Genomic DNA, 26251 nt, shown 5'->3' with positions numbered 1-26251 from the left:
GCCCGATCATGCCCACGCGATCCCATTTCCAAGCAAACGTCAGACAGGGAGCACGACGATGAGGATCTGGAAAACGGCAATTGCCTGTTCGCTGGCGAGCGCGGTCATGGCGGGCCAAATCGATCAGGCCAATGCGGCGCCGATGCCAACCAATGTCGCGGCCATGAAGGCGGCGGCCGCCGATGACGTCACGCAGGTGTATTGGCGCGGCGGCTGGGGCTGGGGCCTCGGCGGTCTCGCAGCCGGCGCGATCATCGGCGGCGCCATCGCCGCCAGCACCGCGCCTTACGCCTATGGCTATTACGGCGGCCCGTATTATGGCGGCTATGGCTACCCTGGCTACGGCTACGGTTATGCGCCGGCCTATTACGGATACGGACCGGCCTACGTTTACCCCAGATACTATCGGCCCTATCGCCCGTATTACGGCTATCGCTACGGCTACTACCGGCCCTTCTATCGTCCCTATTATCGCGCATATTGGTAAGCTAGAGCGACAGCCACACGATCAGGCTCATGCAGGCGAAATGCATGAGCACGATGGCGGCGAGATGCAGCGCGCCGGCGCGGAGGCGAGGTGCGCGCATCTCGGTGCCCCTTGGCGTGTTGGATTTGCCCATTGCCGCGAACACGGCGCGCTCCGTCCCCCGCTTGCGCAGGACAATCGCATGTGAAAACGGTGTGATTTTTGGCGCTACCGTTTCCACATCGTCATGGCCGGGCTTGTCCCGGCCATCCACGTCTTCACTCCTGCAAAGCAAGGGACATAGGCGAGCGAAGCGACGCCGTCCTTGCGGACGGCTATGCCCGGGCATGACGAGTTTGTGGAGCGATCGGCTGCTCACAAGACACATCGAACCTGCAGCATTATCCGCATATGCGATAGCCCTGCGCTTGCCGGGGAGAGTTGGGGAGAGGGTGTTTCCACGAGCGAGAACCCCCCAGAGGAGAAAGCCCTCACCCGGCGCCTCGCGCCGACCTCTCTCGCAAGCGGGACACGTGAAGCGAACTCCGCGGCTCGGTCCGAAGATCATCGTTCAATTCGATCCCGCCGCCGCAGCCGTGAAGCTGCGGTCAACGGCTTTGCTGACGTCGACTACCTTCGGCAGGATACCGTAGCGCGTCGAGCGGTCGGAGGCTTGCTGGATTTCCTTCACCACGTTCTCGTCGATCACGATCGGGCTGGTGCGCTGCGCAGTGTAGGCGGACAGCAGCACGTCCTCCGGCAGCCTGGTCAGCTCGGCGGTGTTCTTGGCATACTCGGCGAGATGATCAAGTGACCACAGCCGCGCCTTGTTCAGCCGCTGCACGATGTCCTGCACCGCCGCGCGCTTGGTCGCGATGGCGTTGTCGGAGGCGACGATGAAGGTGATGGTTGGCGTCAGGCCTTCACCGTCGGCGATCACGCGCGCCTTGTCCTTCAAGGTCGCGAACGAGACATAGGGCTCCCACACCGCCCAGGCATCGATCGAGCCTGCCAGCAGCGCGATCTTGGCGTCGACCGGGCCGAGCGGGGCGAAGGTCGCATCCTCCAGCTTGATCTGTGCCTTCTCGAGCGTCGCGTCGATCAGGAACTGGCCCCAGCCGCCGCGCGTGCCGGCGAGGCGCTTGCCTTTGAGGTCGGCCGCCGATTTGATCGGCGAATCCTGGCGCACGAGGATGGCTTGCGTCTTCGCATCCGAGCGTGTGCCGCCGATCGCCTTGATCGGCGCGCCGGCGGCGTAGACCGACAGGAACGAGAGATCGCCGGTGTAGCCGACGTCGAGCGCGCCGGCATTGAGCGCTTCCAGGATCGGCGCTGCCGCAGGAAATTCCGACCATTCGATCTTGTAGGGCAGGTCCTTGGCATAGCCGGAGATGTCGAGCAGCGAGCGGTTGCCGCCCTTCTGGTCGCCGACGCGCAGCACCACCGTGTCGGCGGCGAATGCAGCCGCGGCGGTCGACAGCGCGATGGCGGCGGCAAGCAGCGATGCGGCGAGCCGGCGGGTGATGGAATGATCGTCAGAGTTGATGCTCATGGGCCTGTCTTGTTGCTTTGCTCACAACGCGTGAGCGAACGATGCAGCGAGACGATCAAGTCTATGATCGCGCGATGCGCAGTCAATGAAATGGCCATTCGTATTGCGCGCGCATCGGGCAAGGACGTTTTTGCGAAGCGCAGCTTTCGAGAACGTGTCATCCGTGCGGCATGCAGTTGCGCAGAAATGCAGCAGGAGAGGGGGAAGTGCTGCGCTCTGCCAGCCGATGCGTCGGCAGAAATCGTTTCATCGCGCCTGCGCGCGCTGATGGAGAGAATAACTTCGCCTCGCGCTACATTCGAAATTCCATTTCATTGACGACACGGCGCGTGCGCCGCATGATTTGCGCATCGCATCAACGTGGCGCGCAAACGCCGACGGAACAAATTTCTCTCAACGCAGCTCCGCACGGAACATGCGCAACGTGGACCGTTGCGCACATGGCGGAGCCGTGACAGCGCAGGAGTGGGGACTGATGGAGAACGACAACAAGCGCAGCGGTTCGGGGCTTGACCGCCGTCATCTGCTCCAGGCTGGGCTTGCTGCGGCGTTCGCCGCGCCGCTCGGCGCCTTCGGAGCCGCGCAGGCCTTTGCGCCGCGCGCGATCGCGCCCGGCGTCGACTTCGCGGAATTCCCGCTGTGCCGGACCGCATCCGATGCGCCGGCACTGACGGGAGCCCCGCGCAAGCTCAAGCTGTCGTGGAATGCCGGCGCGGTGTGCCTCGCGCCGTTGCCCGTCGCGATCGAGCGTGGCTTCTTCCAGAAGCAGAATCTCGACGTCGAGCTCGTCAATTATTCCGGCTCGACCGACCAGCTGCTCGAGGCGATCGCAACCGGCAAGAGCGATGCCGGCCTGGGCATGGCGCTGCGCTGGCTCAAGCCGCTGGAGCAGGGCTTTGACGTCAAGATCGCCGCCGGCACCCATGGTGGCTGCATGCGCGTGCTGACGCGCACTGACTCGGGCGTCGCCAAGCTTGCCGATCTCAAGGGCAAGATCGTCGCCGTCGGTGATCTCGGCGGCCCCGACAAGAACTTCTTCTCGATCCAGCTCGCCAAGCTCGGCATCGATCCGAACAAGGACGTCGACTGGCGCGCCTATCCCGGCAACCTGCTCAACGTCGCCGTGGAGAAGGGCGAGGTGCAGGCCTTTCTGTCGTCCGATCCGCTGGCCTATCTCTGGCTCAAGGACAGCCAGTACAAGGAGGTCGCCTCCAATCTCGACGGCGAATATCGCGACAAGAGCTGCTGCATCGTCGGCCTGCGCGGCAGCCTCGTGCGCGAGGAGCCGCAGGTCGCGCGCGCGATCACGCAGGCGCTGCTCGATGCCGCAATGTTCACGGCGCAAAATCCGGCTGTCGCGGCAAAGTCGTTCCAGCCCTATGCGCCGAAGGCGGCAACGCTCGCCGACATCGAGGGCATGGTGCGCTACCACACCCATCAACATCACCCCGTCGGCGACGTGCTGAAGCGCGAGCTCAAGGCCTATGCCGACGATCTCAAGAGCGTGCAGGTGTTCAAGCAGAGCACCGACACGGCCAAGTTCGCGGAGCGCATCTATGTCGACGTATTCGCTGTCTGACGGCCTCGCCTCCGGCGCGCCGCGCACCTCGCGCGCGCCGCTGCTGGCGAGTTGGCTGCGCGACTCCGGCGCCGGAGTCGCCGCGAGCATCGCCTGGATTGCCTTCGGCCTGTCCTGCCTGTGGTGGGCGGATGTCGGCGACTGGTCGCGCACACATTCGCTCGGCATCGCCGCCTTCGTCATCGCGGCCATAGCGCTGTTCGGCACCGTCGGCGCCGACTATCTCGGCACGGCTGGAACGGCGCTGCACAAGCGCGCGCCCTGGCTCGTCGCGCTCGGCGTGTTCTTGACGTTGTGGGAAGTCGCCACCGCAAAATTCGCCTGGCTGCCGCTGCCGTTCTTTCCGCCGCCGCAATCGATCATCGAGGTCTACACCGACGATCTGCCAAAGCTGCTGGATAGCGTGTTCGCCTCGATCAGGCTTCAGCTCGGTGGTTATCTCATCGGCGCGACGATCGGTTTTCTGACCGGCGTCTCGATCGGCTGGTCGCGCGCGGTCGGCTATTGGGTGCATCCGGTGCTGCGCTTCATCGGCCCGCTGCCGGCGACCGCCTGGCTGCCGATCGCGTTTTTCACGTTCCCGTCGAGCTGGAGCGCCTCGACCTTCCTGATCGCGCTCGCAACCGGCTTCCCGGTCACCGTGCTGACCTGGTCCGGCGTCGCGAGCGTCAGCAACGCGTATTACGATGTCGCGCGCACGCTGGGCGCAAAGCCGTCCTTCCTGGTGCTGAAGGTCGCGATCCCCGCGGCGCTGCCGCACGTCTTCGTCGGTCTGTTCATGGGGCTCGGCTCGTCCTTCGCGGTACTCGTCGTCGCCGAGATGATCGGCGTCAAGGCCGGCTTCGGCTGGTATCTGCAATGGGCGCAGGGCTGGGCGGCCTACGCCAACATGTATGCGGCGCTGATCGTGATGTCGCTGCTCTGCTCCGGCGCGATCACGCTGCTGTTTGCGATCCGCGACCGGCTCCTCGTCTGGCAGAAGGGGACAGTCAAATGGTAGCCGCAGCGGCTCTCGCCGAAGCGATCACCCATCCGGCCGCCGGCGCCGCGCTCGACATCGAGCAGGTCAGCCACGCCTTCGACATCGACGGCACCGAATTGCCTGTCCTCAGCGATGTCAGCATCGCGGTCGAGCCGGGCGAGTTCGTGGCGCTGCTCGGGCCCTCCGGCTGCGGCAAGTCGACCTTGCTGCGGCTGGTCGCGGGCCTCGACAAGCCCAAGGCGGGCACGCTGCGCGAGGACGAGGCGCGCATCACCCGGCCGCATCCCTCGCGCGTGGTCGTGTTCCAGGATCCGACGCTGTTTCCCTGGCGGTCGGTCTGGGACAACGTCGCCCTGGGCCTCGAGGCCCAGGGCATCTTGAAGAGCCAGCGGCAGCGCGTCGACGACGCGCTCGATCTCGTCGGGCTGTCGTCGTTCCGCAATGCCTATCCGCACCAGCTCTCCGGCGGCATGGCGCAGCGCGTCGCGCTGGCACGGGCGCTGGTCAATGATCCCAAGATCCTGATCCTCGACGAGCCGCTGGGCAAACTCGACTCGCTCACCCGCATCACCATGCAGGCCGAGCTGGTCTCGCTCTGGCAGCGCAAGGGCTTTACCACGCTCCTCGTCACGCACGATGCCGAGGAAGCGCTGGTGCTCGCCAACCGCGTCATCGTGTTCAGCGAGCGGCCTGCGCGGGTGAAGGCCGACATCCGTGTCGACCGGCCCTATCCGCGCCATCGCGGCGATCCGTATCTGGCCGATCTGCGCCGTCAGATCCTTGGGCTGCTGGGGCTGGACGCCACATGGTGACAACCGCAGCCCAGGGGCGGGCAGCTCATAGCGATCCCGACTTCATCGCGCGGGCCGAAACGCTGGCCGATCGTTTTGCCGCGCGCGCCGCCGAGCATGATCGCACGGGCAGTTTCCCGTTCGAGAATTTTCGCGAGCTGTCAGAGGCGGGCCTGTTGTCGTTGACCGTGCCGGCGGCCCATGGCGGGGCCGGCGCGGGCGCACGATATGCTGCGAAAATCCTCGGCATCATCGGCAAGGCCGATGCCTCGACCGCGCTGGTGCTGTCGATGCACTACATCAATCATCTCGTGATGGCGCGGAGCCCGACCTGGCCGGCGCGGCTGTCGCGCAAGCTTGCGCGCGAGAGTGTCGAGGGCCTCGCACTCATCAACGCGCTCCGCGTCGAGCCGGACCTGGGCTCGCCCGCGCGCGGCGGCCTGCCGGCGACCATTGCACGGCGCACCGAGACCGGCTGGCGCTTGTCGGGTCACAAGATCTATTCGACGGGATCGCCGATCCTGAAATGGTACCTGGTCTGGGCCCGCACCGACGAGGCCGAACCGCGCGTCGGCCAATTCCTGGTGCCGGCGGGCCTGCCGGGGGCGCGCATCGTCGAGACCTGGGATCACCACGGCCTGCGCGCCAGCGGCAGCCACGACGTCATCTTCGAGGACGTCGTGATCCCGCTCGATGCCGAGATCGATGTCCGCAAGCCCTCGGACTGGCGCACGCCCGACGTTGCGCAGGCAACCGTCCACACCATTTTCGTCGCGGCGATCTATGACGGTGTCGCCCGCGCGGCGCGCGACTGGCTGATCGGCTTCCTGAAGACGCGGGTGCCGGCCAATCTTGGCGCGCCGCTGGCAAGCCTGCCGCGTGCCCAGGAAATTCTCGGCCGCATCGAGGCACGGCTCGCGGTCAACGCACGTCTGATCGACAGTTTTGCGTCCGATTTCGACGAGGGCTTGCAGGCGAGTGCGATCGAGTCCAACATCGTCAAGCTGACGGTGACCAACAACGCCGTGGCCGCGGTGGAGGACGCTTTGTCGCTGACCAGCAATCACGGCCTGTCGCGCAAGAATCCGCTGGAGCGGCATTATCGCGACGTGCTCTGCGGGCGTGTCCATACTCCCCAGGACGACTCTACGAGAATCTCTGCCGGGCGCGCCGCGCTGGGCATCTGACCAATCACAAATGGAGTTCCCCTGATGTCGGTCGAGTTCATCGGCTTTATCGCGAACAGCAATGCTTCCGAGACCATCGTGCGACAGGGTCCGGTGCTTGATCCGAACTATATCGAGACCGTGGCCAAGGCGCATGAGCTCGCCGGCTTCGACCGCGCGCTGCTGGCGTTCCATTCGACGACGCCCGATGCGCTGCAGGTCGCCCAGCATGTGCTGACCATCACCAAAAAGCTCAAGGTGATGATCGCGCAGCGGCCGGGTTTCACCGCGCCGACGCTGCTGGCGCGCCAGCTCGCCACGCTCGACCAGCTCTATGGCGGCCGCGTCTCGCTGCACGTCATCACCGGCGGCAACGCCACCGAGCTCAGGCAGGACGGCAACACGCTCGACGACAAGGACGAGCGCTACGCCCGCACCAGCGAATTCCTCGACGTGGTGCGGTTGGAATGGACCAGCGAGAAGCCGTTCAACTACAGCGGCAAGTATTACGCCGTCGAGAACGGCTTTTCGCAGGTGAAGCCGGTTCAGAAGGGCGGCATCTACACCTTTGTCGGCGGCGGCTCGGATGCCGCGATCGAGGTTGCAGGCAAGCATGCCGATACGTTCGCGCTGTGGGGCGAGTCCTATGCGCAGGTGCGCGACGTCACGGCGCGCGTTCATAATGCAGCCGTCAGGTACGGGCGGCCGACGCCGCGCTTCAGCCTGTCGGTGCGGCCGATCCTCGCCGACACCGAGGAGGCCGCCTGGAAGAAGGCCGACGAGATCCTCGAACGCGCCACCGCGCTGCAGGATCAGACCGGCTACCGCCGGCCCAATCACGCCACCGACGGTGCCAAACGGCTCCTGGCGCTCGCCGACCAGGGCGCGCGTATCGACAAGCGGCTGTGGACCGAGATCGCAAAGCTGACCGGTGCCAACAGCAACACCACCGCGCTGGTCGGCACCCCCGAGCAGGTCGCCGAAGTGTTCGGCGACTATTACGATCTCGGCGTCAGCCATTTCCTGATCCGCGGCTTCGATCCGCTTCCCGATACAATCGAGTACGGCCGCGAGTTGATCCCGCTGACGCGCAAGCTGATCGCCGAGCGCAAAGCCGTTCGCGGCGAGGCCGCTGAATGATCCGCCTGATGCTGGCCGGCGCGCTGCTGCTCGGTTCGCTTGAACTGGCGGCGGCGCAAACCACATTGCGTGTCGGTGACCAGAAGGGCAATTCGCAGGCGGTGATGGAAGCCGCCGGCGTGCTCAAGGACGTGCCGTACAAGATCGAGTGGAAGGAATTTCCGGCGGCGGCCCCGCTGCTGGAGGCGCTCAGCGCCGGCGCGATCGAGACCGGGCTCGTTGGCGATGCGCCCTTCACCTTCGCCGCCGCCTCCGGGGCGCCGGTGAAGACGATCGCCGCGATCCGGCAGACGCGCGAGGGGCTCGCGATTCTCGTGCCGGAGAATTCGCCGATCAAGAGCTTCGCCGACCTGCGCGGCAGGAAGATCGCAACCGGCCGCGGCTCGATCGGCCATCAACTCATCCTCGCCGCGCTCGAGAAGAACGGCTGGAGCGCGAGCGACGTGCAGATCGCGTTCCTGGCGCCGTCCGATGCCAAGATGGCCTACACGCAGGGCTCAGTGGATGCGTGGTCGACCTGGGAGCCGTATGTGAGCCAGGAGGAGGTGCTGTTCAAATCACGCCGCATTATCACCTCCGAGGGCCTGACGCCGGGTCTGAGCTTCCAGGTGGCGCGGCCTGATGCGATCCGCGACAAGCGCGCGGAGCTCACGGACTTCGTCCGGCGCCTGATCGCGGCGCGGGCGTGGTCGCTGAACAATATCGACAGCTATGCCGCGACCTGGGGCAGGCTGATGAACATCCCGACCGCCGTGCCGCAAAACTGGCTCTCCCGCGCCAAGATCCGGATCGCGCCGATCGACGGCGTGGTTGCGGACGAGCAGGGCACGATCGATCTCTATTTCCGCTGGGGACTGATCAAGCAGAAGCTGGATGCAGCGGAAATCGTGGATCGCTCGTTTGCGGATGCGATCGCGAAGGCGGGGCTGTAGGCTTCAACGTGCAGCGCTGCATCTAACCCTCTCCCCTTGTGGGAGAGGTGGCTCGCCGCGCCAGCGGCGAGACGGGTGAGGGGTTCTGTCCGCGCGCTCATCACTCACTATTGAAATCGCCGATAGATGCCCCTCATCCGGCGCTTCGCGCCACCTTTTCCCACAAGGGGAGAAGGAAGAAGGGCTCTCGCAAACGTTCAAGCATCCGTGAAGCGGGAAGAACACGTTCCAGCCCGATCGCCCTTCCCGAACCGTTCCTTCTACGTTTCGCTCTGACGACAACACCGTCATTGCTATTTGCACCGCCTCCCTTGCGCCACGCCGCACTCCCGCAAAAATCAATGCGACGACCACATCGGGAGACCGGCCATGGGCCTGCAAGAAACAAAAATCGAGTCGCTTCCCTTCGTCACCGCCGAACTCAACTATCTCGCGCCGACATCAGGCAAGCCGCGCACCTATGCCTTCGACCCGCCGCCCGGCGAGCCCAAGAGCACCTCGCTGCCGGAGCCGCATCAGGTGCCGATCTTCGATGCGCGCCTGATCGCAGACAATTTCTCGCTCGACCGCGAGGGTTTTGCGCTGGTGCGTCATCCGACCCGGGTGAAGGACTTTTACGACGAGGAGGAAATTCGCAGCGTCTATTATCCCGCGGTCGAGGCGTTCCTGCGCGCGGCGCTGAAGGCGGATCGCGTCGTGATCTTCGACCACACGGTGCGCAAGCGCGTCGAGGGTGCTGCCGACATCCGCGGCGCCGGGCCGCGTCAGCCGGCAACGCGTGTCCATGTCGACCAGACTGTCGTCTCCGGCGCCAACCGCGTGCGCGAGCATCTGCCCGACGAGGCCGACGAGCTGCTGAAGGGCCGCGTGCAGGTAATCAACCTATGGCGGCCGATCCGTGGACCTTTACGCGATTCACCGCTGGCGATGGCCGACGGCACCACGGTCGCGCCTGAAGATCTCGTCGCCTCCGACCTGATCTATCCCAACCGCCGCGGCGAAACCTATTCGGTGAAATACAATCCCAACCATCGCTGGTTCTATTTCCCCGAGATGACGCCGGACGAGGCGCTGCTGCTCAAATGCTATGATTCCGCAACCGACGGCCGCACGCGCTTCGGGCCGCACACGGCCTTCGTCGATCCCACCACGCCGCCGGATGCGGCGCCGCGCGAAAGTATCGAGGTCCGGACGCTGGTTTTTCACAAACAGTAACAAAGTGTGATGGCACTGCCGCGCATTGCGCGGCAGTGTTTTGGGAACTTACGGGAACAAAACGACGTTTGCAGCGCCGGGCAGGGCCAACCGGGAGCGGTGCCGTGCGAGCGCAAACGATATTCTTGCTTGGTTTGACGACTTCATTTCTCCCTTTGATTTCAGTTGCACAGGCCGAAAGTGGACTTGCCTCCTACTATGGATATGGCAGGGCAGGAAAAGGCGGAGAGCTGACCTGCGCGCACCGCACGCGCCCGTTTGGCAGCGTGTTGCGGGTGTCCTACAGCGGGCGCACGATCCAATGCCGCGTCAACGATCGCGGCCCGTTCATCCGCGGCCGTATCGTCGATCTCTCGGTGCCCGCCGCCCGCGCGCTCGGCATGATGAGCGCGGGCGTGGTGCGGGTCTCGGTGGATTAGGCTTTCGAGCGCGCTATAGTGCCACCCAAAGCAAGGGGGAGGGGGCGCTATGGCCAAAATCAAGGTTGGACTCGTCGGCTGCGGCTTCGTGTCGGAGCTGCATATGTATGCGTTCCGGCGCGTCTATGGCGTCGATGTCGAGGTCGCGGCGGTGGCCGCGCGCGGCGACAAAGTTGTCGCGTTCGCCCAGCATCACAATATTCCGCGCGTTTATCGCAGCTTTGCCGAATTGATCGCGGACCGCCAGCTCGATGTCGTCGACATCTGCACCCCGCCCAACCTCCATGCCGAGATGATCGTCGCCAGCATGGAGGCGGGCAAGCACGTGATCTGCGAAAAGCCATTCGCGGGCTATTTCGGCCGCGAGGGGGACGCGCAACCGATCGGCAGGCACGTGCCGAAGGCCCTGATGTATGAGCGCGTGATCGAAGAGATGGACAAGACGCGGGCCGCGATCGAGCAGACCGGAAAGCTCTTCATGTATGCCGAGGACTGGATCTATGCGCCCGCGGTGACCAAGATCGCGGAGATCATCAAGGCAACGAAGGACAAGATCCTGTTCATGAAGGGCGAGGAGAGCCATTCCGGCTCGCATGCTGCGCACGCGGCGCAATGGGCGATGACCGGCGGCGGCTCGCTCATCCGCATGGGCTGCCACCCGCTCTCAGCCGTGCTGTATCTGAAGCAGGTCGAAGCCCGGGCGCGCGGCGAGAGCATCCATGTCGCCAGCGTCAGCTGCGATGTCGGCAACGTGACAGCGAGCCTGAAGCCGGAGGAGCGTACCTATATCAAGGCCAATCCCGTCGATGTCGAGGATTGGGGCACGCTCACGGCGACTTTCTCCGACGGCACCAAGGCCACCGTGTTCTCCGGCGACATGATCATGGGCGGCGTGCGCAATTTGATCGAGACCTACACCTCCGGCGGCTCGCTGTTCGCCAACATCACGCCGAACACGCATCTGGTGAGCTACCAGACCAGCGAAGAGAAGCTTGCCGGCGTCTACATCACCGAGAAGGTCGATCGCAAGACCGGTTGGCAATATGTCTGCCTCGAGGAGGAATGGACGCGCGGCTATTTGCAGGAGATTCAGGACTTCATGGAGTGCGCCGCGAGCGGACGGCAGCCGCTGTCGGATCTCGCGCTGGCCTATGAGACGATCAAGGTGAACTACGCCGGCTATTGGGCCGCGGAAGAGGGGAGACGTGTGGTGCTGTAGGCCGCTGCCACGCGCCGCTGCTCGCCGAGGCCCTTGCCCACCAGGCCCCGATCGCCATCATGATCGCGATGGTCATGCACGAGAGACAGGCAATCGACGCAGTATAGAATTCGGCTGTGCTCAATGTTGCCTCCTGAACAAGTGCGGCCGTTCTCAACGGCCGCTGGCGGGAGGAGAGGCGCCTATTTGCTGGTGCGGTTCAACTCCGCCTCATGCTGCGCGTCCGTCTCCGCCTCCGGATCGGCAGAGTCGTCGTCCGGCAGAACGAGTTCGACCTGCTTGCCGGTGAGCAGAAGCTGTTTGCGCATTTCCGCCAGGCGGGCGCGGCAGAATTCCCTGTAGAGCAATTCGAGTATGGCGGGCATTTTCACCCCCATCGCTGGATCTCACGACCTGAGAAATTTTCTGATTCCGGCTGGACGGGCGCAATGCGTGCCGATCCTGCGCGACGACGATCGTCGGCCGTCAACCGAATTAAGGCGTGAAAACAGCGTGAAACGAATAAAGGCGGGCAGGAGAGCACCGGACGAAAGCACGTCTCGGCGGAACAATGGGCGAGAGGTTCGCGCGTGACGAGAACCTCTCAATAATTCGCTGATCTCGCGAGCCGCTCACCACAACGAGGTGGAGGCGCACCGTGATCGTCTTACGCCCCGTAGGTCGATCCCTTCGGCAGCGGGAACACCGGGTCCTGCGTGCGGATATTGGTCGGCCACACCACTGAGATGTGCTCGCCGGCATTCTGCATCACCACCGGCGTCGAGCGCTCGTTCTGCCCTGAGAGCGGCGTGCCCGGCGGGAAGAACTTGACGCCATAGCCCTGGATGGTGCCACCGGCGGGGATGTCGACGTCGAGCGCGGCCTTGCGGATCGCCTCCGGCTCGAAGCTGCCGTATTTCTCCTTGGCGACCGGCAGCACATTGTTGAGCAGCACCCAGGTCTGGTTGAACCCCATCGAGCAGTGCGGCGGCACGTCAGTGGCGCCGGTCTTGGCCTTGTAGCGCGTGACCATCGCGTTGATCAGATCGCCCATGCCGGGCGCGAGTTTTGCGGGATCGAGCAGCTGCGCCGGCACCGGATCGATGTTGCAGAAATTGTCGATGTCGGCGCCGAAGGTCGCGCGCAGCTTGTCGAGCTGGCTGTAGCCAGCCCCGGCGCCGAACAGCATCTTGAAGCGCAACCCGCTCTCGCGCGCCTGGCGCAGGAACAAGGTGATGTCGGGGTTGTAGCCGGCATGCGAGATGACGTCGGCCTTGGCGCGCTTGATCTTGGTGACCAGCACCGAGAGATCGGGCGCCGAGGCCGAGTAGCCCTCCCGCAGCACCACCTGGATGCCGGCCTGCTTGGCATAGGTCTCGTCGGCGGTGGCGACGCCGACGCCGTAGGGACCGTCCTCGTGGATCAGCGCGACCTTGACGTCCTTCGGGTCCATGCCGAGCTTAGCTTTGGCGTGTTCGGTGAGGAAGGCGGCGAAGGCCTGCCCGTATTGGTCCGAATGGATCTGCGCGCGAAATACGTATTGCAGGTTCTTGTCCTTGAACACGGCGGTCGAGACCGCCGTCGTGATCCAGAGGATCTTCTTCTGCTGCTCGACCTTGGCCGCGAGTGGCACCGCGTGCGAGCTCGCATAGACGCCGTTGAGGATGTCGATCTTCTCCTGGTTGATCAGGCGTTCGGCCTCGTTGATCGCAACGTCGGGCTTGCTCTGGGAGTCCGCGGCGACCGGGGCAACCTTGTACTTGCCGCCGACGCCGCCCTTCTCGTTGACGAGGTCGATCGCGATCTGCGCGCCGACCGAGGAGGCGACCGAGCCGCCGGCAGCGAAGGGGCCGGTGAGGTCGTAGATCAGGCCGATGCGCAATGTCTCGGCTTGCGCCTGGGCTCTCGTCCAATCGAGGCTGAGTGCGGCGGCGGCAGCCGCCGAATTCTTCAGCAGCTGTCTGCGTGAAGTCGGCATCCTATCCTCCCTCAAATCCGTCTTATGATTGGTTCTTTTTTGGAGAAGTATGGGGAGGGCGGCCGCGGAAAGTCAACATCGCCCAAGGTCGATACGGATCGGGCGCGTACAACGCACCTGCGAAAGACAAAGAAAGGCCCACCGCTCGCTGCAGAGCGGTGGGCCTGGCGTCGCTGTGATCCGATTATTGCGACAGCTTCACGAAGTTCGGAAACTTCAGCCTGCCTTCGGCGATCTTCTCGGGCCAGACCACGACCTGCTTCTGGTCCTGCCACTGGAAGACGAGGCCGGTCACCGCGCCGGGGCCCGACTTAATGCCGTGGGTGAACTCGTCGTCCTTGCCGTAGAACTGGATCTGGCCGATCGTGCCCTCGAAATTGGTCTTCTCGAGCTCGGCGACCATCTTGTCCGGATCGGTCGAGCCGGCGCGCTTGATCGCGTCGGTGATGATGTAGACCTCGTCATAGGCGGTGTAGCCGGTATAGGCCGGCGGCGTGCCGAACTTGGCCTTGAAGGCGGCCGCGAACGGTTTCGTCTTCGACGTCACGGCGACGTCCGGGGTGGCCACTGCGAGCGACGGCACGCCATCGGCGGCGCCGTTGGTGTCTTTCCAGAAGGTCGGACTCAGCGCCTGCGCGCTGATACCGAACATCGGGATCGGCACCTGCTGGTTCTTCCACTGCACGGTCGGTTGCACGCCGACATGCGAGATGCCTGTCACGATCACGTCGGGCTTCTTGGTCTCGATGTTGTTGAAGATCGGCGTGAAGTCGGTGGTATCGGGCGAGAAGCGGACGTGCTCGACCACCTTCAGCCCGGCCTTGGGCAGGCAGGCCTCGTAGCCGACGTCGAGCGGCTTGGTCCAGGCGGCGTCCTCGCTCATGATCGCGACCGTCTTGAACTTGAGCTTGTCGACGAGGAGATCCTTGGCGGCGTCGCAGACGAGCTGGGCTTGCGCGGCCGAGGTCAGGTAGCCGTGGAAGGTGTACTTGTTCTTCTCGTAATCGTTGTGGATCGCCTTGGTGATCTCGTTCGAGGCCGCGCCCGGCGTGATCAGCGGCATCTTCAGCCGCGCCGCCCAGGGCTCGAGCGCGAGAACGACCTCCGAGATGTAGCTTGCGATCACGGCGGAGACCTTGTCCTCGCTCACCGCGCGCTGGAAGGCGCGCACGGAATCGGCCGAGGAGCTCTTGTTGTCATAGGTGACGATCTCGACCTTGCGGCCGAGGATGCCGCCTTTGCCGTTGATCTCGTCCGCGGCGATCTGCGCGCCGCCCGGGGTTGCGGCACCCGCGATCGACTGCACCTCGGCGATGACGCCGATCTTGATCGGATCGTTCGACTGCGCGTAGGCGGGGGCGGCAAGGCACAGCGCCAGCGCCGAGGCGATGAAGCTGCCGCTGAGAACTGAAGATCGCATGGTCGTTTCCCTTTCTGTGCTTTTTGTTGATGTCGAGGACTTACAGAAAATCGGCGCCGGCCTCCGCCGCGAAGCGGCCGGGATCACCCTCCCAGACGATCCGCGCATGCTCCAGCACATAGACGCGGTCGGCGTGCGGCAGCGCGAAGGTCACGTTCTGCTCGCCGAGCAGCACCGTGATCGAAGTGGTCTGCCGCAGCTTGGTCAGGGCCTTGGACAATTGCTCGAGGATGACCGGCGCAAGGCCCAGCGTCGGCTCGTCCAGGATTAGGATCTGCGGCTGCATCATCAGCGCGCGGCCGATCGCCAGCATCTGCTGCTCGCCGCCGGAGAGCGTCTGCGCCATCTGGCCCTGGCGTTCCTTGAGGATCGGGAACAGCTCGAACAGCCAGGCGAGCTGCGCGGCGCGCTTGTCGTCGGAAAGATGCTGGCCGCCGAGGTCGAGATTCTCCCGCACGCTCATCTCGCCGAACAGCTCGCGCGATTCCGGGCACTGCACGAGGCCGCTGCGCGCGATCTTCGCAGGAGACGTGCCGCGCAGCTTTTCGCCGCCGCGGACGATCTCGCCGGTGTAGGGCAGGAAGCCGGAGATGGTGTTGAACAGAGTGGTCTTGCCGGCGCCGTTGAGGCCGACCACGGAGACGAACTCGCCCTCGTGGACGTGGATCGAGACGTTCTCCAGCGCCTGGGCCTTGCCGTAGAACACGCTGACATTCTCGACCTGGAGCAGCGGCACCTTGTCCTTGAAGCTGGTCTCGGGCCGCGCATGAGTCTCGATGGCGCCGCCGAGATAGACCCGGCGCACGGTCTCGTTTCGCATGACGTCATCGGCCTTGCCGGTGACGATCTCCTCGCCGAGATACATCGCGAGCACGCGGTCGACGAGAGCTGCGACGCTCTTGACGTTGTGGTCGACCAGCATCACGGCGCGGCCTTCGTCGCGGAAGCTGCGGATCAGGTCGGAGAACATGTCGACCTCGGCCCGCGTCAGCCCGGCGAAGGGCTCGTCCACCAGCACGACCTTGGGATCGCGGGCGATGGCTTTCGCAAGCTCGAGCCTACGCAGGTCGGCGAACGGCAGCGTCGGCGGACGGCGATTCATCACGTTGCCGAGGCCGACGCGGTCGGCGATCCATTTGGCGCGCTCAACCAGCGCCTTGTCCGGGAACAGCATGAACAGGCTGTCCGGCAGCAGCGCGACCATGATGTTCTCCAGCACCGTCTGCCGGTTGAGCGGCCGCGAGTGTTGGAACACCATGCCAAAGCCCTTGCGCGCGATCTTATGCGCGGGCAGGCCAGCGACATTCTCGCCCTCGAACACGACTTCGCCAGCGGTCGGGCGCTCGATGCCCATCACGCTCTTCATCGCGGTCGACTTGCCCGAGCCGTTCGGCCCGATCAGCCCAAAGATCTCGCCGCCATTGACCTCGAAGCCGAGGTTCTTGACCGCCGTCAATCCGCCGAAGCGTTTTGTGAGACCGCGAACTTCGAGCACGGCCCGGTTTGAAAGCCTCATATCCATCACGAACGAGCCTCGCGCGAGAGGGCCGCTCCGAGGAAGCCGCCGGGGAAGAACAGCACGACGAGCAGCGCGACCGCCGAGACGATGAAGGTCGCGAGCTCGCCGGTCGGCCGCAGGAATTCGCCGGCGACGATCAGGAAGATCGCGCCGAGTGCCGCGCCGAGAACGGTGCGGCGGCCGCCGAGCACAGCCGAGACGATGACGTTGACGCCGACCGCGACGTCCACGACGGTGCCGACCGAGGCGGTGCCGAAGTAGAACACCAAGAGCGCTCCCGACAGACCCGAGAAGAACGCCGAGACGATGAAGGCGGCGAGCTTGTGCTTGACGATATTGAAGCCGAGCGCGCCGGCCTGCACCGGATCCTGGCCGCTGGCCTGAAGCACGAGGCCGATCGGCGATTGCGACAGGCCGTAAAGGATCGCCGCCGAGATCGTCATGAAGCCGAGCGCGATCCAGTAGTTTGCGCCGGCATTGATGGTGATGACGTCGGGGATGGTGAGGCCGATCTCACCGCCGGTGAGATCGGCGAACACGACCACGAAGTTCTGCAGCATCAAGACCGCGACCAACGTGGTCAGGCCGAAATAGGGCCCGCGCACCCGCAGCGCCGGCAGCGCCAGCACGAGGCCGGCGACGACCGAGGCAAGCGCCCCGAGCACGATGCAGAGATAGACCGACCAGCCGAACTGGTTGTTCAAAATGCCGGCGGTATAGGCGCCGACGCCGATCAGGAAGGTCGGGCCGAAATTGACCTCGCCGGCGAAGCCGAACAGCAGGTCCCAGGCCATCGCGAACACGCCGAAATAGAACGCGACGGTGAGCAGTCCGAGCACATAGCCGGAGACATAGAGCGGCAGCGTCGCCGCGATGATGACGAGTGCCAGCGAGACGAAGAACAGGCGCGAGGTGAAGAAGGTGGACATCTCAGCGTCTCCCCAAGAGGCCCTGGGGCCGGATGTACATCACGAACACCAGCAGCAGCAGTGCCGGGATGGTGCGATAGGCCGGCGAGACCAGATAGGCCGTGATGGTTTCGAGATAGCCGACCACGAAGGCCGCGATCAGCGAGCCGGAGACGCTGCCGAGGCCGCCGAGCACGACGATCGAGAACGCGCTCGCGGTCAGCGGCCCGACGCTGTAGGAGCTGACCCCTAAGAACATGCCGAGCAGCACACCGGCAATGCCGGCGAGGATGCCGTAGATCGCCCAGACCACGATGTAGATGTTGGTGAGCTCGAGCCCGAGCAGGGTGACGCCGCGCGGGTTCATCGAGGCCGCCAGCACCGCCTTGCCGGTGCGGGTGCGGTTCACCAGCAGCCACAATAGCGCGATGACGAGGCAGCACACGATGGCGGTGAAGATCTCGTTGCGCGGGGTGCGGACGCCGAGGATCTCGACCACGCCCTCGACGATCGGCAGCACGGTCTTGGCGTTGTTGGTGAAGAAATAGGCGATCAGCTCCTGGATCATGATGCCCCAGAGCAGCGTTCCGGTGAGGACGAAGATCTCCTTCTCCTCGTTCGGGATGCGCCGGGAGTCCTGGATCGGCTTCACCACCGCGAAATAGGTGGCAAAGGCCGTCACGAGGGCGACTGCGACGCCGATCAGCGCGCCGGCATAGGTGCCGACGCCGAGGATGCTGGCGGCGGCCCAGGCCGCGACGGCTGCGGCCACCATGATGGCGCCGTGGGAGAGGTTGAGCACGCCGGAGACGCCGAAGATCAGCGTGAAGCCGGTGGCGCCGAGAGCGTAGAGAGCGCTGATGGCGAAGCCATCGATCAGGATCTGAAAAACTCGCATTTATGATTGGCCAGGTGGCAGTCAAACTGCCGCTTCGAGGGAAGGTGCTGCGGGGCCCGCATGTGGAAGCTCCCGGGAGATGGTCCCGGGAGCTGTTCCTGCTAGTTCGAGAGCTTGATGAAGCTAGGGAACTTGACGTCGACCTTGGCGACGTCCTTGGGCCAGACCGCGCTCTGCTTGCCGTCCTGCCATTGCAGCATCAAGCCCGTGATCAGGCCCTTGCCATATTTGATCGAGTGCGTGAACGGATCGTCCTTGCCGTAGAACTGGACGCGGCCGATCGTGCCTTCCCAGTCGGTCTTCTCCAGCGCTGCGACCAGCTTGTCGGCTTCGGTCGAGCCCGCTCGCTTCACCGCGTCGGCGATGTAGTAGACCTCGTCATAGGCGGTGTAGCCGGCATAAGACGGGTAGTTGCCGAACTTTTTCTTGAAGTTTTCGGCGAACGGCACCGACTTCGGCGTCACCGCTACGCCGGGGCCGGAAACGCCCTGATAGAGCACGCCTTCGGCGGCCTGGTTGGTGTCCTTGCCGAAGGTCTCGTTGGTCGCCTGCGAGGAGATGCCGAACATCGGGATCGGCACCTGCTGGTTCTTCCACTGCACCGTCGGCTGCACGCCGACATGGGAGATGCCGGTGATGATCACGTCGGGCTTGGCGCCTTCGATCTTGTTGAAGATCGGCGTGAAGTCGGTGGTATCAGGCGAGAAGCGGATGTGATCGAGCACCTTCAGCCCGATCTTGGGCAGGCATTCCTCGTAGCCGATGTCTAGCGGCTTGGTCCAGGCGGCATCCTCGCTCATGATCACAGCCGACTTCATGTGCATCTTGTCGACGAGGAGGTCCTTGGCGGCATCGCAGACCGAGAGCGCGAGCGCCGCCGAGGTCAGGTAGCCGTGGAAGGTGTACTTGTTCTTCTCGTAATCGGCGTGAACGCTCTTGCTGATCTCGTTGGAGGCTGCGCCCGGCGTCACGAACGGCGTCTTCAGCCGCGACGCCCACGGCTCCAGCGCCAGCACGACCTCGCTGATATAGCTGGCGATGACCGCGTTGACCTTGTCCTCGTTCACCGCGCGCTGGAATGCACGCACGGAATCCGCCGAGGAGGAGTGATTGTCGTAGGAGATGATCTCGATCTTGCGGCCGTCGACGCCGCCGCTGGCGTTGATCTCGTCGGCAGCGAGCTGCGCCGCCTGCGGAATTGAGGCGCCGGCAATCGCCTGCGCTTCCGCGATCACACCGATCCGAACCGGATCGGCTGCAAGTGCTGCGCCTGAGGCCGCCATCACCGCGCCCGTCGCGGCCGCACCAACCGTCATTCGCAATGCAACAGAGAGTGCTTTATTCATATTGTTCTCTCCCTTTGAACCAAGCTTCTTTGAGCTATTGGGGCGCGACTATAACGGCGAGGGAATTCTCGGCAAGTGAAACCGCGTTCAGGAATATGAGAAGGGGACTAAAGTCTAGCGCTGCGTAAATTGCAGGCCGGAGAGGTGCGGAAGACCTGCTGCACGCGCAGACATGCAGATTTGGTCGATGGGCATGCGTGAGCGTCGAAGGCACACGATGTCGAGTCATCGCGCCGCGACGCCGTCGATCTGGCTCATCGCCATGACCGCCGAGGTAGATTGAGTGGTTCTAGTCGCGCGGGATCGAACGGCGAGAGGTCGACATTGCGCGTTGCGCCTCCGACGATCAACTCGGCCAGTGCTTCGCCAGTCGCGGGAGCGTTGAGGATACCCCAGACACTGTGTCCGGTCGCAACATAGAGGCCTTCATCATCTGGTACGCGGCCAATCAACGGCAAGCCGTCCTTGGTCACCGGACGAAAGCAGGCCTGCTGTGCGATGATTTTCTCCGGCCGGAATAGCGGCGATAGCCGCTCCGACATTTGCTGCAAGCTCTCCAGACGGTTGGGTTCCGGCTTCACGTCGGTCGGATCGGTCGGAAACCCGCTCGTGTCGGGACAAGCGGTGACATATGTGCTGCCGTCCGGCCGAGGAAACACCTCGATTGGCTCGGTCTCGCCGTGGACCTCCATCTCCAGAAACAAGGCGTCGGCCGAAACATGCGTGCCGGTATCGTACACGATGCTGGGGCTGCGTTGGCCGTAGAGGGCGGGCAGGCTCATCCATGTCGCGGCGAGCAGCGACCAAGGTCCCATCGCAATCACGACTGCATCCGCTTCGATGATGCTGTCTTCTACCCCGACGCCCTTGACGGTCCTGCCATCCGCATCGCGTACGATGCCCGTGAACCGGCCACGGCGAAGCTGAGCACCTAGCCCGATCGCTGCATCCATCATCGCCGAGGAGAACTTGTGGGGATGAACGATCGCGGTCGTCTCTGTGGTGCCGATGCGTTGCGCGATGACGACGCCATCGGCGAGCCAGCCTAGCGCGGATGGTGCAGTCCGTCGCGGATCGGCGTCGGAAGCAACGAAGCCGCTATAGGCATTCATCGGGCGATAGCCCCAGTCGCCAGCGATCTCTCCCGTGAGTTGCGCATGAAGAGCGAAACTGCGCCGGGCCAGCGCATCGAGTGGCGAGCCGGTGCACCAGTCGCGCGCCAGGAAGCCGCCGGCCTTGCCGGATGCGGCAGCGGCCACCTCGGCCCGCTCGACCACGATGACGTCGACGCCGTGGCGGCGAAGAAAATACGCCGTGCAGGCCCCGATCACGCCACCGCCGCAGATCACGACGCGCATGTTTTTTCCTGATGATCTCATTTGCATCGGAAGGACTATCCAAAAGTGCGGCGCCGGCGAGACGCGCCGGCGCCGCGTTGGAGACTCGTGCGGCCTCAGCCCGGCCCGGCGCCTTGTGTTGCCGTATACACTGCATAGAGCGACTGGCTCGCCGCCATGAACAGGCGGTTGCGCTTCGGGCCGCCGAAAGCGATGTTGCCGCAGACTTCCGGCAAGCGAATGCGGCCGAGCAGCTTGCCCTCCGGCGACCACACCGTGACGCCGCTATAGCCGACGGCACGGCCGGCATTGCTGGATGCCCAGACATTGCCGTTGACATCGCAGCGCAGGCCGTCCGGTCCGCACTTCACGCCGTCGATCACGCAATCGCTGAACCTCTTGACGTTGGACAGCTTGTTGTCCGCGCCGACGTCGGCCACGAAAATTTCGCCCTTGCCGCCGGGGCCAGTGTCGCCCGGACCCTTGCCGGTCGAGGCGATGTAGAGTTTCTTGAAATCGGGCGAGAAGCACAGGCCGTTCGGATCGGGCACCTGCTCCTCCGTGACGACGAGATCGATGCGACCGGAGGGATCGATGCGATAGCAATTGGTCGGCAGCTCGCGCTTGCCCGGAGCAAAGCCGGCCGGCTGGCCGATGCGCGGATTGAGCTTGCCGCTCGTGTTGCTCGGACCGCCCGGACCGTCGGGCTCGCCTTCGTACAGCTGGCCGCCGTAGGGCGGATCGGTGAACCAGTAGCTGCCGTCGGGATGCGCGGCGATGTCGTTCGGCGAGTTCAGCCGCTTGCCCTGATAGGAATCGGCCAGCACGGTCGCGGTGCCGTCATGCTCATAGCGCGTCACCCGGCGCGTCAGGTGCTCGCAGGAGAGCTGGCGGCCCTGGAAGTCGAACGAGTTGCCGTTGGAATTGTTGGAGGGCGAGCGGAACACGCTGACATGGCCGTCGTCCTCGCTCCAGCGCATCTGCCGGTTGTTGGGAATGTCGCTCCAGAGCAGATACCGTCCTTGCGCGCTCCAGGCCGGACCTTCGGCCCACAACAGGCCGGTGTAGAGGCGCTTGATCGCGGTGTTGGGCTGGGCGAGATCGTTGAAGGATGGATCGACCGCGATGATGTCGGGGTCCCAGAAATAAGTGGTCGGCGCACCGCGCGGGCCGAAATCGCGCGGCGGTGTGGTGATCGTCGTTGGCGGTGCGGCTGGTCCCGTCTGTGCCAGCGCGGCGCCGGTTGCAGCCGCTGTGGCCACGGCACCGAATGCAAGTCCTTGGACAAGGGTTCGTCGTGAAAGCGCAGCATCCCGGTCACGCTGCTCGTGGTCACGAGCCTCTTGGCGTGTCATCGCGTCCTCCCGATCATGTTCGGCTGGCCGGTTGATCCGGCCGAGCAGGAGCGGAGGTTAATGCGGTCCGCAGCTAGTTGCGAGAGCCGGCTTTGCATGTTCTGCGCGATTGCGGATGTCGCGATTTCGTCGCAAGTCTGTCTAAAACGCGGGCAGCGCTGCGCAGGAACCTGCATATAGTTGCTCGACGTGTGAACGAATATGGGTTCTCGTCCGCGAATACGGCCGGAGCTTTTCAAGCCTTGATTTCGCACTTATTGCCGCGCACAAAAAGTCCTGGGGGCGCAGGTCGGAGTTGGTCGTGGCTGGCGTTGTCATATTGATCGTGTTGCTTGGGATCGCGTTCTCGGCCGGCTATTTCACGCGCGACCAGATCTCCCGCAAGCGCCATGCGGAAGCGCGCCGCATGCGCGGCTACGCAAAGCCGGACTGGGACCGCGCAACCGCGCCCGCCAACACCAACGAGATATCGCGCACCAGGCCGGCAGCGCCCGTGCCCACCGGCGAGCTCGGCCAGATGCTGAACCGCTGGGAGACCCGGGCCCGCGCCCGCCGCGCGGGATAGCGTGACGTTGTCTCTTGCTCGATGAAGGCCGCCGCAAGCGCCACGATCCATCACCGTCACCCTGGGATGCGCGTTGCGCCCCGCGCCTCGCACCCAGGATGACGGGGGCCCGGGCGGTACGGTTGAACTGCAACGCCCACGCACCTACAATCAGGTCAGCCTAGCTGACCATCTTTTGGCGTTGCAGTTGCGCCCGTTTGTCGTCTAAAAACAGACGCATCGGGCCTCCCGGCAACCAGCCGGCAACGGTTTTGAACGAGGATTCGGGGCTCAAAAGGGTCTGGCAATGCTGATTCGCGGCCAAATCGATGGGATTTCGGGGGAGGTGGCTCTGGCCGCCGCCACGATCCCGGCCGCGCTGCTGCCCACCCTGCTTATTGGCGGCCTTCTTCTTACTTGCCCCTGAGGGCCGGCTGGGCGCCACGCGCCTGGGCACTCAGGGGTTAGTACGAGATCACCGGACAACCTCAGGCGCTCAAGGCAGATGAAGGGCGCCAAAGCTCAAAAGGAAATTTGAAATGGCCCCCGCGAACAAGTCCGACAAGGACCGCGTCATCATTTTCGACACCACGTTGCGCGACGGCGAGCAGTGCCCCGGCGCCACCATGACATTCGAGGAGAAGCTCGAGGTCGCAGAGCTGCTGGACGATATGGGCGTCGACGTCATCGAGGCCGGCTTTCCGATCACCTCCGAAGGCGACTTCCAGGCGGTCAGCGAGATCGCACGGCGCTCGAAGAACTCCGTCATCGCCGGCCTGTCCCGCGCGCATCCGGCCGATATCGACCGCTGCGCCGAAGCCGTGAAATTTGCAAAACGCGGCCGCGTCCACACCGTGATCGCGACCTCGCCGCTGCATATGCGCGTGAAACTGAACAAGACCCCGGAGCAGGTGATCGAGACCTCGGTTGCCATGGTCGCGCGCGCCCGCAACCAGATCGACGACGTCGAATGGTCGGCCGAGGACGGCACCCGCAGCGAGATGGATTTTCTCTGCCGCATCGTGGAAGCGGTCATCAAGGCGGGCGCCACCACGGTGAACATCCCCGACACTGTCGGCTACACGGTGCCGGAGGAATACACCCACTTCATGAAGACCTTGATCGAGCGCGTGCCGAACTCGGATAAAGCGGTGTTCTCGGTCCATTGCCATAACGACCTCGGCATGGCCGTGGCGAACTCGCTGGCCGGCATCGTCGGCGGCGCGCGTCAGGTCGAGTGCACCGTCAACGGCATCGGCGAGCGCGCCGGCAATGCCGCGCTCGAAGAGATCGTGATGGCGATCAACGTGCGCAACGACAAATTTCCGTACTGGAACAAGATCGACACCACGCAGCTGACCCGCGCCTCCAAGGTCGTGTCGGCCGCGACCTCGTTTCCGGTGCAGTACAACAAGGCCATCGTCGGCCGGAACGCTTTCGCGCATGAGAGCGGCATCCACCAGGACGGCGTGCTGAAGGACGCCTCGACCTACGAGATCATGCGGCCCGAGATGGTCGGCCTGAAGCAGTCCTCGCTGGTGCTGGGCAAGCACTCCGGCCGCCATGCCTTCGTGCACAAGCTGGAGGAGATGGGCTACAAGCTCGGCCAGAACCAGCTGGAAGATGCGTTCACGCGGATGAAGGCGCTCGCCGACCGCAAGAAGGACATCTACGACGAGGACATCGAGGCGCTGGTCGACGAGGAGATGGCGGCCTCGCACGACCGCATCAAGCTGACCTCGCTGACCGTGATCGCCGGCACCCATGGCCCGCAGCGCGCGACCATGAAGCTGGACGTCGACGGCCAGATCAAGATCGAGGAGGCCGAGGGCAACGGACCGGTCGACGCCGTGTTCAACTGCATCAAGCGCCTGGTGCCGCACGAGGCCAAGCTCGAGCTGTATCAGGTCCATGCGGTGACCGAAGGCACCGACGCGCAGGCGGAAGTCTCGGTGCGCCTGTCGCAGGACGGCCGCTCGATGACGGCTCGCGCGGCGGATCCCGACACGCTGGTGGCTTCCGCGAAAGCGTATCTCGGTGCGCTCAACAAGATCGTCATGAAGCGCCAGCGCGACACGGTGACGACGGCGGCGGCGAGCTGACGAACGCTGCTGCGCGTGGGCTTCGCTTCTCCCGCTTGGCTTGCGGGAGAGGCCGACGCGAGCGAAGCGCGCGGCGGGTGAGGATTCCTCACAGGGAATGTCCCATTGTGGAGACATCCTCTTCCCAATCCTCTCCGGCAAGCGGAAGAGGGGGCGCAGCATCATTCACGATGAATAGCTGCCCTGCTAACGGCCAATAGCGGCTCGCTCTCCCAGCCGCTATTGATGCAGCCGGCTCAAGATCGGCCGCCCGCGGGCGGCCCAAAATAACAACAGGGAGAGATTATGCGCAGCTTTGCGATCGCCGCGTCCATTGCGGCACTGGCACTTGGTCTGAGTCTTGGCTTGACCGGGCCGACATCGGCCCAATCGCCGATCATCATCAAGTTCAGCCACGTGGTCGCGACCGACACGCCGAAGGGCAAGGCGTCGGAGAAGTTCAAAGAGCTTGCCGAGAAATACACGAACGGCAGGGTCAAGGTCGAGGTCTACCCGAACTCGACGCTCTACAAGGACAAGGAAGAGCTCGAGGCGCTCCAACTCGGCAGCGTGCAGATGCTGGCACCGTCCAACTCCAAATTCGGCCCGCTCGGCATCCGCGAATTCGAGGTGTTCGATCTGCCCTACATCCTTCCCGACCTGAAGACGCTGCGGAAGGTGACGGAAGGCCCGCTCGGCGCCAAGCTGCTCAAGCTGCTCGAGCCCAAGGGCATCACCGGCCTTGCCTATTGGGACAACGGCTTCAAGCAGATGAGCGCCAACAAGAAGCTGATCGCTCCCGCCGATTACCAGGGCGTCAAGTTCCGCATTCAATCCTCGCGCGTGCTCCAGGCCCAGTTCAAGGCGCTCGGCTCGCTGCCGCAGGTGATGGCGTTCTCGGAAGTCTACCAGGCGCTCCAGACCGGCGTCGTCGACGGCCAGGAGAACACCTGGTCGAACATCTATACCCAGAAGATGCACGAGGTGCAGAAGTACATCACCGAAACCAATCACGGCTACATCGGCTACGTCGTGATCGTGAACAAGAAGTTCTGGGACGATCTGCCGGCCGACATCCGCGAGCAACTGTCGAAGGCGATGAAGGAGGCGACCGACTTCAACAACGCGCAGTCGCAGAAGGAGAACGACGACGCGCTCGCCGAGATCAAGAAGAGCGGCAAGAGCGAGATCATCAAGCTGACGCCGGAGCAGGATGCCGCGATGCGCAAGGCGATGGAGCCGGTCTACAAGGATGCCGCGAGCCGTGTCGGCCAGCCGCTGATCGACGAGTTCCAGAAGGAAGCCAAGAGCGCGACCAACTAAGAGCGCGACGAACGAGCCGCGCGGCAAACCAAGTGGCGTCATGCACGGATAGATCATGCATGAACAAAGGGCTTTCCGTGCCGGCACGGAAGCCCTTTTGTT

Annotated in this window: 24 protein-coding genes; 13 read left to right on the top strand and 11 right to left on the bottom strand. The window is 64.3% G+C overall.

Annotated features, from left to right (window positions below):
* Positions 1–58: 58 nt before the first annotated feature.
* Positions 59–487, top strand: a complete 429-nt coding sequence (locus tag AC5V87_RS30650; RefSeq protein WP_456836717.1) for a hypothetical protein — start codon at positions 59–61, stop codon at positions 485–487.
* Position 488: 1 nt separating this feature from the next.
* On the opposite strand, the gene AC5V87_RS30645 is transcribed toward AC5V87_RS30650, so the two are convergent.
* Both AC5V87_RS30645 and AC5V87_RS30640 read right to left on the bottom strand, forming a co-directional pair.
* Positions 489–740, bottom strand: coding sequence for a hypothetical protein (locus AC5V87_RS30645; RefSeq protein ID WP_495368722.1), 252 nt, complete (start codon positions 738–740; stop codon positions 489–491).
* A 297-nt stretch (positions 741–1037) separates the two neighbouring features.
* A complete protein-coding gene (locus tag AC5V87_RS30640; RefSeq protein ID WP_456836719.1) occupies positions 1038–2018 on the bottom strand; it encodes an ABC transporter substrate-binding protein in 981 nt (326 codons plus the stop codon).
* Positions 2019–2493: 475 nt separating this feature from the next.
* Between AC5V87_RS30640 and AC5V87_RS30635 the strand changes: the two genes are divergently transcribed.
* The 9 genes from AC5V87_RS30635 to AC5V87_RS30595 all read left to right on the top strand — a co-directional run bounded on the left by AC5V87_RS30635 (position 2494) and on the right by AC5V87_RS30595 (position 11461).
* Entirely contained in the window at positions 2494–3597 is a 1104-nt protein-coding gene (locus tag AC5V87_RS30635; RefSeq protein ID WP_495368721.1) for an ABC transporter substrate-binding protein, read from the top strand.
* Positions 3575–4597 carry an ABC transporter permease gene (locus AC5V87_RS30630; RefSeq protein WP_495368720.1) on the top strand — a complete coding sequence of 341 codons (1023 nt, stop codon included), beginning with the start codon at positions 3575–3577 and terminating at the stop codon, positions 4595–4597. Before AC5V87_RS30635 ends, AC5V87_RS30630 begins: the two co-directional genes overlap by 23 nt.
* Entirely contained in the window at positions 4591–5391 is an 801-nt protein-coding gene (locus tag AC5V87_RS30625) for an ABC transporter ATP-binding protein (protein WP_456836722.1), read from the top strand. The genes AC5V87_RS30630 and AC5V87_RS30625 overlap by 7 nt, the downstream gene beginning before the upstream one ends.
* Complete coding sequence (locus tag AC5V87_RS30620; protein ID WP_495368719.1) at positions 5385–6557, top strand: acyl-CoA dehydrogenase family protein; 1173 nt, start codon at positions 5385–5387, stop codon at positions 6555–6557. The genes AC5V87_RS30625 and AC5V87_RS30620 overlap by 7 nt, the downstream gene beginning before the upstream one ends.
* A 24-nt stretch (positions 6558–6581) precedes the next feature.
* Positions 6582–7676: an LLM class flavin-dependent oxidoreductase gene (locus AC5V87_RS30615; protein ID WP_495368718.1), complete on the top strand. Its 1095-nt coding sequence runs from the start codon at positions 6582–6584 to the stop codon at positions 7674–7676.
* On the top strand, positions 7673–8608 hold the full coding sequence (locus AC5V87_RS30610; RefSeq protein WP_495368717.1) for an ABC transporter substrate-binding protein: 936 nt from the start codon (positions 7673–7675) through the stop codon (positions 8606–8608). The genes AC5V87_RS30615 and AC5V87_RS30610 overlap by 4 nt, the downstream gene beginning before the upstream one ends.
* Positions 8609–8977: 369 nt before the next feature.
* Positions 8978–9823: a CmcJ/NvfI family oxidoreductase gene (locus AC5V87_RS30605; protein WP_456836725.1), complete on the top strand. Its 846-nt coding sequence runs from the start codon at positions 8978–8980 to the stop codon at positions 9821–9823.
* 104 nt (positions 9824–9927) lie between these two features.
* Complete coding sequence (locus AC5V87_RS30600; protein ID WP_456836726.1) at positions 9928–10242, top strand: septal ring lytic transglycosylase RlpA family protein; 315 nt, start codon at positions 9928–9930, stop codon at positions 10240–10242.
* Positions 10243–10291: 49 nt separating this feature from the next.
* On the top strand, positions 10292–11461 hold the full coding sequence (locus tag AC5V87_RS30595) for a Gfo/Idh/MocA family protein (RefSeq protein ID WP_495368716.1): 1170 nt from the start codon (positions 10292–10294) through the stop codon (positions 11459–11461).
* Between the two features lie 182 nt (positions 11462–11643).
* Here the strand turns inward: AC5V87_RS30595 and AC5V87_RS30590 are convergent, their stop codons facing one another.
* The 9 genes from AC5V87_RS30590 to AC5V87_RS30550 all read right to left on the bottom strand — a co-directional run bounded on the left by AC5V87_RS30590 (position 11644) and on the right by AC5V87_RS30550 (position 22201).
* The gene (locus tag AC5V87_RS30590; RefSeq protein ID WP_495368715.1) at positions 11644–11826 is read right to left on the bottom strand and encodes a hypothetical protein; all 183 of its coding nucleotides are present in this window, start codon (positions 11824–11826) and stop codon (positions 11644–11646) included.
* A gap of 281 nt (positions 11827–12107) precedes the next feature.
* Positions 12108–13418, bottom strand: coding sequence for an ABC transporter substrate-binding protein (locus AC5V87_RS30585; protein ID WP_495368714.1), 1311 nt, complete (start codon positions 13416–13418; stop codon positions 12108–12110).
* Between the two features lie 184 nt (positions 13419–13602).
* Positions 13603–14838, bottom strand: coding sequence for an ABC transporter substrate-binding protein (locus AC5V87_RS30580; protein WP_495368713.1), 1236 nt, complete (start codon positions 14836–14838; stop codon positions 13603–13605).
* A gap of 40 nt (positions 14839–14878) precedes the next feature.
* Positions 14879–16360 carry an ATP-binding cassette domain-containing protein gene (locus tag AC5V87_RS30575; protein WP_495368712.1) on the bottom strand — a complete coding sequence of 494 codons (1482 nt, stop codon included), beginning with the start codon at positions 16358–16360 and terminating at the stop codon, positions 14879–14881.
* The gene (locus tag AC5V87_RS30570; protein WP_456836731.1) at positions 16360–17286 is read right to left on the bottom strand and encodes a branched-chain amino acid ABC transporter permease; all 927 of its coding nucleotides are present in this window, start codon (positions 17284–17286) and stop codon (positions 16360–16362) included. Before AC5V87_RS30570 ends, AC5V87_RS30575 begins: the two co-directional genes overlap by 1 nt.
* 1 nt (position 17287) lies before the next feature.
* Positions 17288–18163, bottom strand: coding sequence for a branched-chain amino acid ABC transporter permease (locus AC5V87_RS30565; RefSeq protein WP_283084867.1), 876 nt, complete (start codon positions 18161–18163; stop codon positions 17288–17290).
* 101 nt (positions 18164–18264) lie between these two features.
* On the bottom strand, positions 18265–19509 hold the full coding sequence (locus AC5V87_RS30560) for an ABC transporter substrate-binding protein (protein ID WP_495368711.1): 1245 nt from the start codon (positions 19507–19509) through the stop codon (positions 18265–18267).
* Positions 19510–19763: 254 nt separating this feature from the next.
* The gene (locus AC5V87_RS30555; RefSeq protein ID WP_495368710.1) at positions 19764–20867 is read right to left on the bottom strand and encodes an NAD(P)/FAD-dependent oxidoreductase; all 1104 of its coding nucleotides are present in this window, start codon (positions 20865–20867) and stop codon (positions 19764–19766) included.
* Positions 20868–20962: 95 nt separating this feature from the next.
* Positions 20963–22201 carry an SMP-30/gluconolactonase/LRE family protein gene (locus AC5V87_RS30550; RefSeq protein ID WP_495368709.1) on the bottom strand — a complete coding sequence of 413 codons (1239 nt, stop codon included), beginning with the start codon at positions 22199–22201 and terminating at the stop codon, positions 20963–20965.
* A 301-nt stretch (positions 22202–22502) separates the two neighbouring features.
* Between AC5V87_RS30550 and AC5V87_RS30545 the strand changes: the two genes are divergently transcribed.
* The 3 genes from AC5V87_RS30545 (at position 22503) to AC5V87_RS30535 (ending at position 26149) form a co-directional block, all read left to right on the top strand.
* The gene (locus AC5V87_RS30545) at positions 22503–22766 is read left to right on the top strand and encodes a hypothetical protein (protein ID WP_495368708.1); all 264 of its coding nucleotides are present in this window, start codon (positions 22503–22505) and stop codon (positions 22764–22766) included.
* A 518-nt stretch (positions 22767–23284) separates the two neighbouring features.
* Positions 23285–24847, top strand: coding sequence for a 2-isopropylmalate synthase (locus AC5V87_RS30540; protein ID WP_495368707.1), 1563 nt, complete (start codon positions 23285–23287; stop codon positions 24845–24847).
* Positions 24848–25132: 285 nt separating this feature from the next.
* Positions 25133–26149 (top strand): TRAP transporter substrate-binding protein, encoded by a 1017-nt coding sequence (locus AC5V87_RS30535; RefSeq protein ID WP_495368706.1) that lies wholly within the window; start codon positions 25133–25135, stop codon positions 26147–26149.
* Positions 26150–26251 lie beyond the last annotated feature (102 nt).

The organism is Bradyrhizobium sp. SOJA106, assembly GCF_059448745.1.
The sequence above is the reverse complement of the archived record's forward strand: the minus strand, read 5'-3'. Positions and strand labels throughout refer to the sequence as shown.

What these genes read in the sequence shown, in the direction of transcription:
- AC5V87_RS30650 (WP_456836717.1), top strand. Translation starts at nt 59, where the DNA reads ATGAGGATCTGGAAAACGGCAATTGCCTGTTCGCTGGCGAGCGCGGTC.
- AC5V87_RS30640 (WP_456836719.1), bottom strand. Translation starts at nt 2,018, where the DNA reads ATGAGCATCAACTCTGACGATCATTCCATCACCCGCCGGCTCGCCGCA.
- AC5V87_RS30635 (WP_495368721.1), top strand. Translation starts at nt 2,494, where the DNA reads ATGGAGAACGACAACAAGCGCAGCGGTTCGGGGCTTGACCGCCGTCAT.
- AC5V87_RS30630 (WP_495368720.1), top strand. Translation starts at nt 3,575, where the DNA reads ATGTCGACGTATTCGCTGTCTGACGGCCTCGCCTCCGGCGCGCCGCGC.
- AC5V87_RS30625 (WP_456836722.1), top strand. Translation starts at nt 4,591, where the DNA reads ATGGTAGCCGCAGCGGCTCTCGCCGAAGCGATCACCCATCCGGCCGCC.
- AC5V87_RS30620 (WP_495368719.1), top strand. Translation starts at nt 5,385, where the DNA reads ATGGTGACAACCGCAGCCCAGGGGCGGGCAGCTCATAGCGATCCCGAC.
- AC5V87_RS30615 (WP_495368718.1), top strand. Translation starts at nt 6,582, where the DNA reads ATGTCGGTCGAGTTCATCGGCTTTATCGCGAACAGCAATGCTTCCGAG.
- AC5V87_RS30610 (WP_495368717.1), top strand. Translation starts at nt 7,673, where the DNA reads ATGATCCGCCTGATGCTGGCCGGCGCGCTGCTGCTCGGTTCGCTTGAA.
- AC5V87_RS30605 (WP_456836725.1), top strand. Translation starts at nt 8,978, where the DNA reads ATGGGCCTGCAAGAAACAAAAATCGAGTCGCTTCCCTTCGTCACCGCC.
- AC5V87_RS30595 (WP_495368716.1), top strand. Translation starts at nt 10,292, where the DNA reads ATGGCCAAAATCAAGGTTGGACTCGTCGGCTGCGGCTTCGTGTCGGAG.
- AC5V87_RS30590 (WP_495368715.1), bottom strand. Translation starts at nt 11,826, where the DNA reads ATGCCCGCCATACTCGAATTGCTCTACAGGGAATTCTGCCGCGCCCGC.
- AC5V87_RS30585 (WP_495368714.1), bottom strand. Translation starts at nt 13,418, where the DNA reads ATGCCGACTTCACGCAGACAGCTGCTGAAGAATTCGGCGGCTGCCGCC.
- AC5V87_RS30580 (WP_495368713.1), bottom strand. Translation starts at nt 14,838, where the DNA reads ATGCGATCTTCAGTTCTCAGCGGCAGCTTCATCGCCTCGGCGCTGGCG.
- AC5V87_RS30575 (WP_495368712.1), bottom strand. Translation starts at nt 16,360, where the DNA reads ATGGATATGAGGCTTTCAAACCGGGCCGTGCTCGAAGTTCGCGGTCTC.
- AC5V87_RS30570 (WP_456836731.1), bottom strand. Translation starts at nt 17,286, where the DNA reads ATGTCCACCTTCTTCACCTCGCGCCTGTTCTTCGTCTCGCTGGCACTC.
- AC5V87_RS30565 (WP_283084867.1), bottom strand. Translation starts at nt 18,163, where the DNA reads ATGCGAGTTTTTCAGATCCTGATCGATGGCTTCGCCATCAGCGCTCTC.
- AC5V87_RS30560 (WP_495368711.1), bottom strand. Translation starts at nt 19,509, where the DNA reads ATGAATAAAGCACTCTCTGTTGCATTGCGAATGACGGTTGGTGCGGCC.
- AC5V87_RS30555 (WP_495368710.1), bottom strand. Translation starts at nt 20,867, where the DNA reads ATGCGCGTCGTGATCTGCGGCGGTGGCGTGATCGGGGCCTGCACGGCG.
- AC5V87_RS30550 (WP_495368709.1), bottom strand. Translation starts at nt 22,201, where the DNA reads ATGACACGCCAAGAGGCTCGTGACCACGAGCAGCGTGACCGGGATGCT.
- AC5V87_RS30540 (WP_495368707.1), top strand. Translation starts at nt 23,285, where the DNA reads ATGGCCCCCGCGAACAAGTCCGACAAGGACCGCGTCATCATTTTCGAC.
- AC5V87_RS30535 (WP_495368706.1), top strand. Translation starts at nt 25,133, where the DNA reads ATGCGCAGCTTTGCGATCGCCGCGTCCATTGCGGCACTGGCACTTGGT.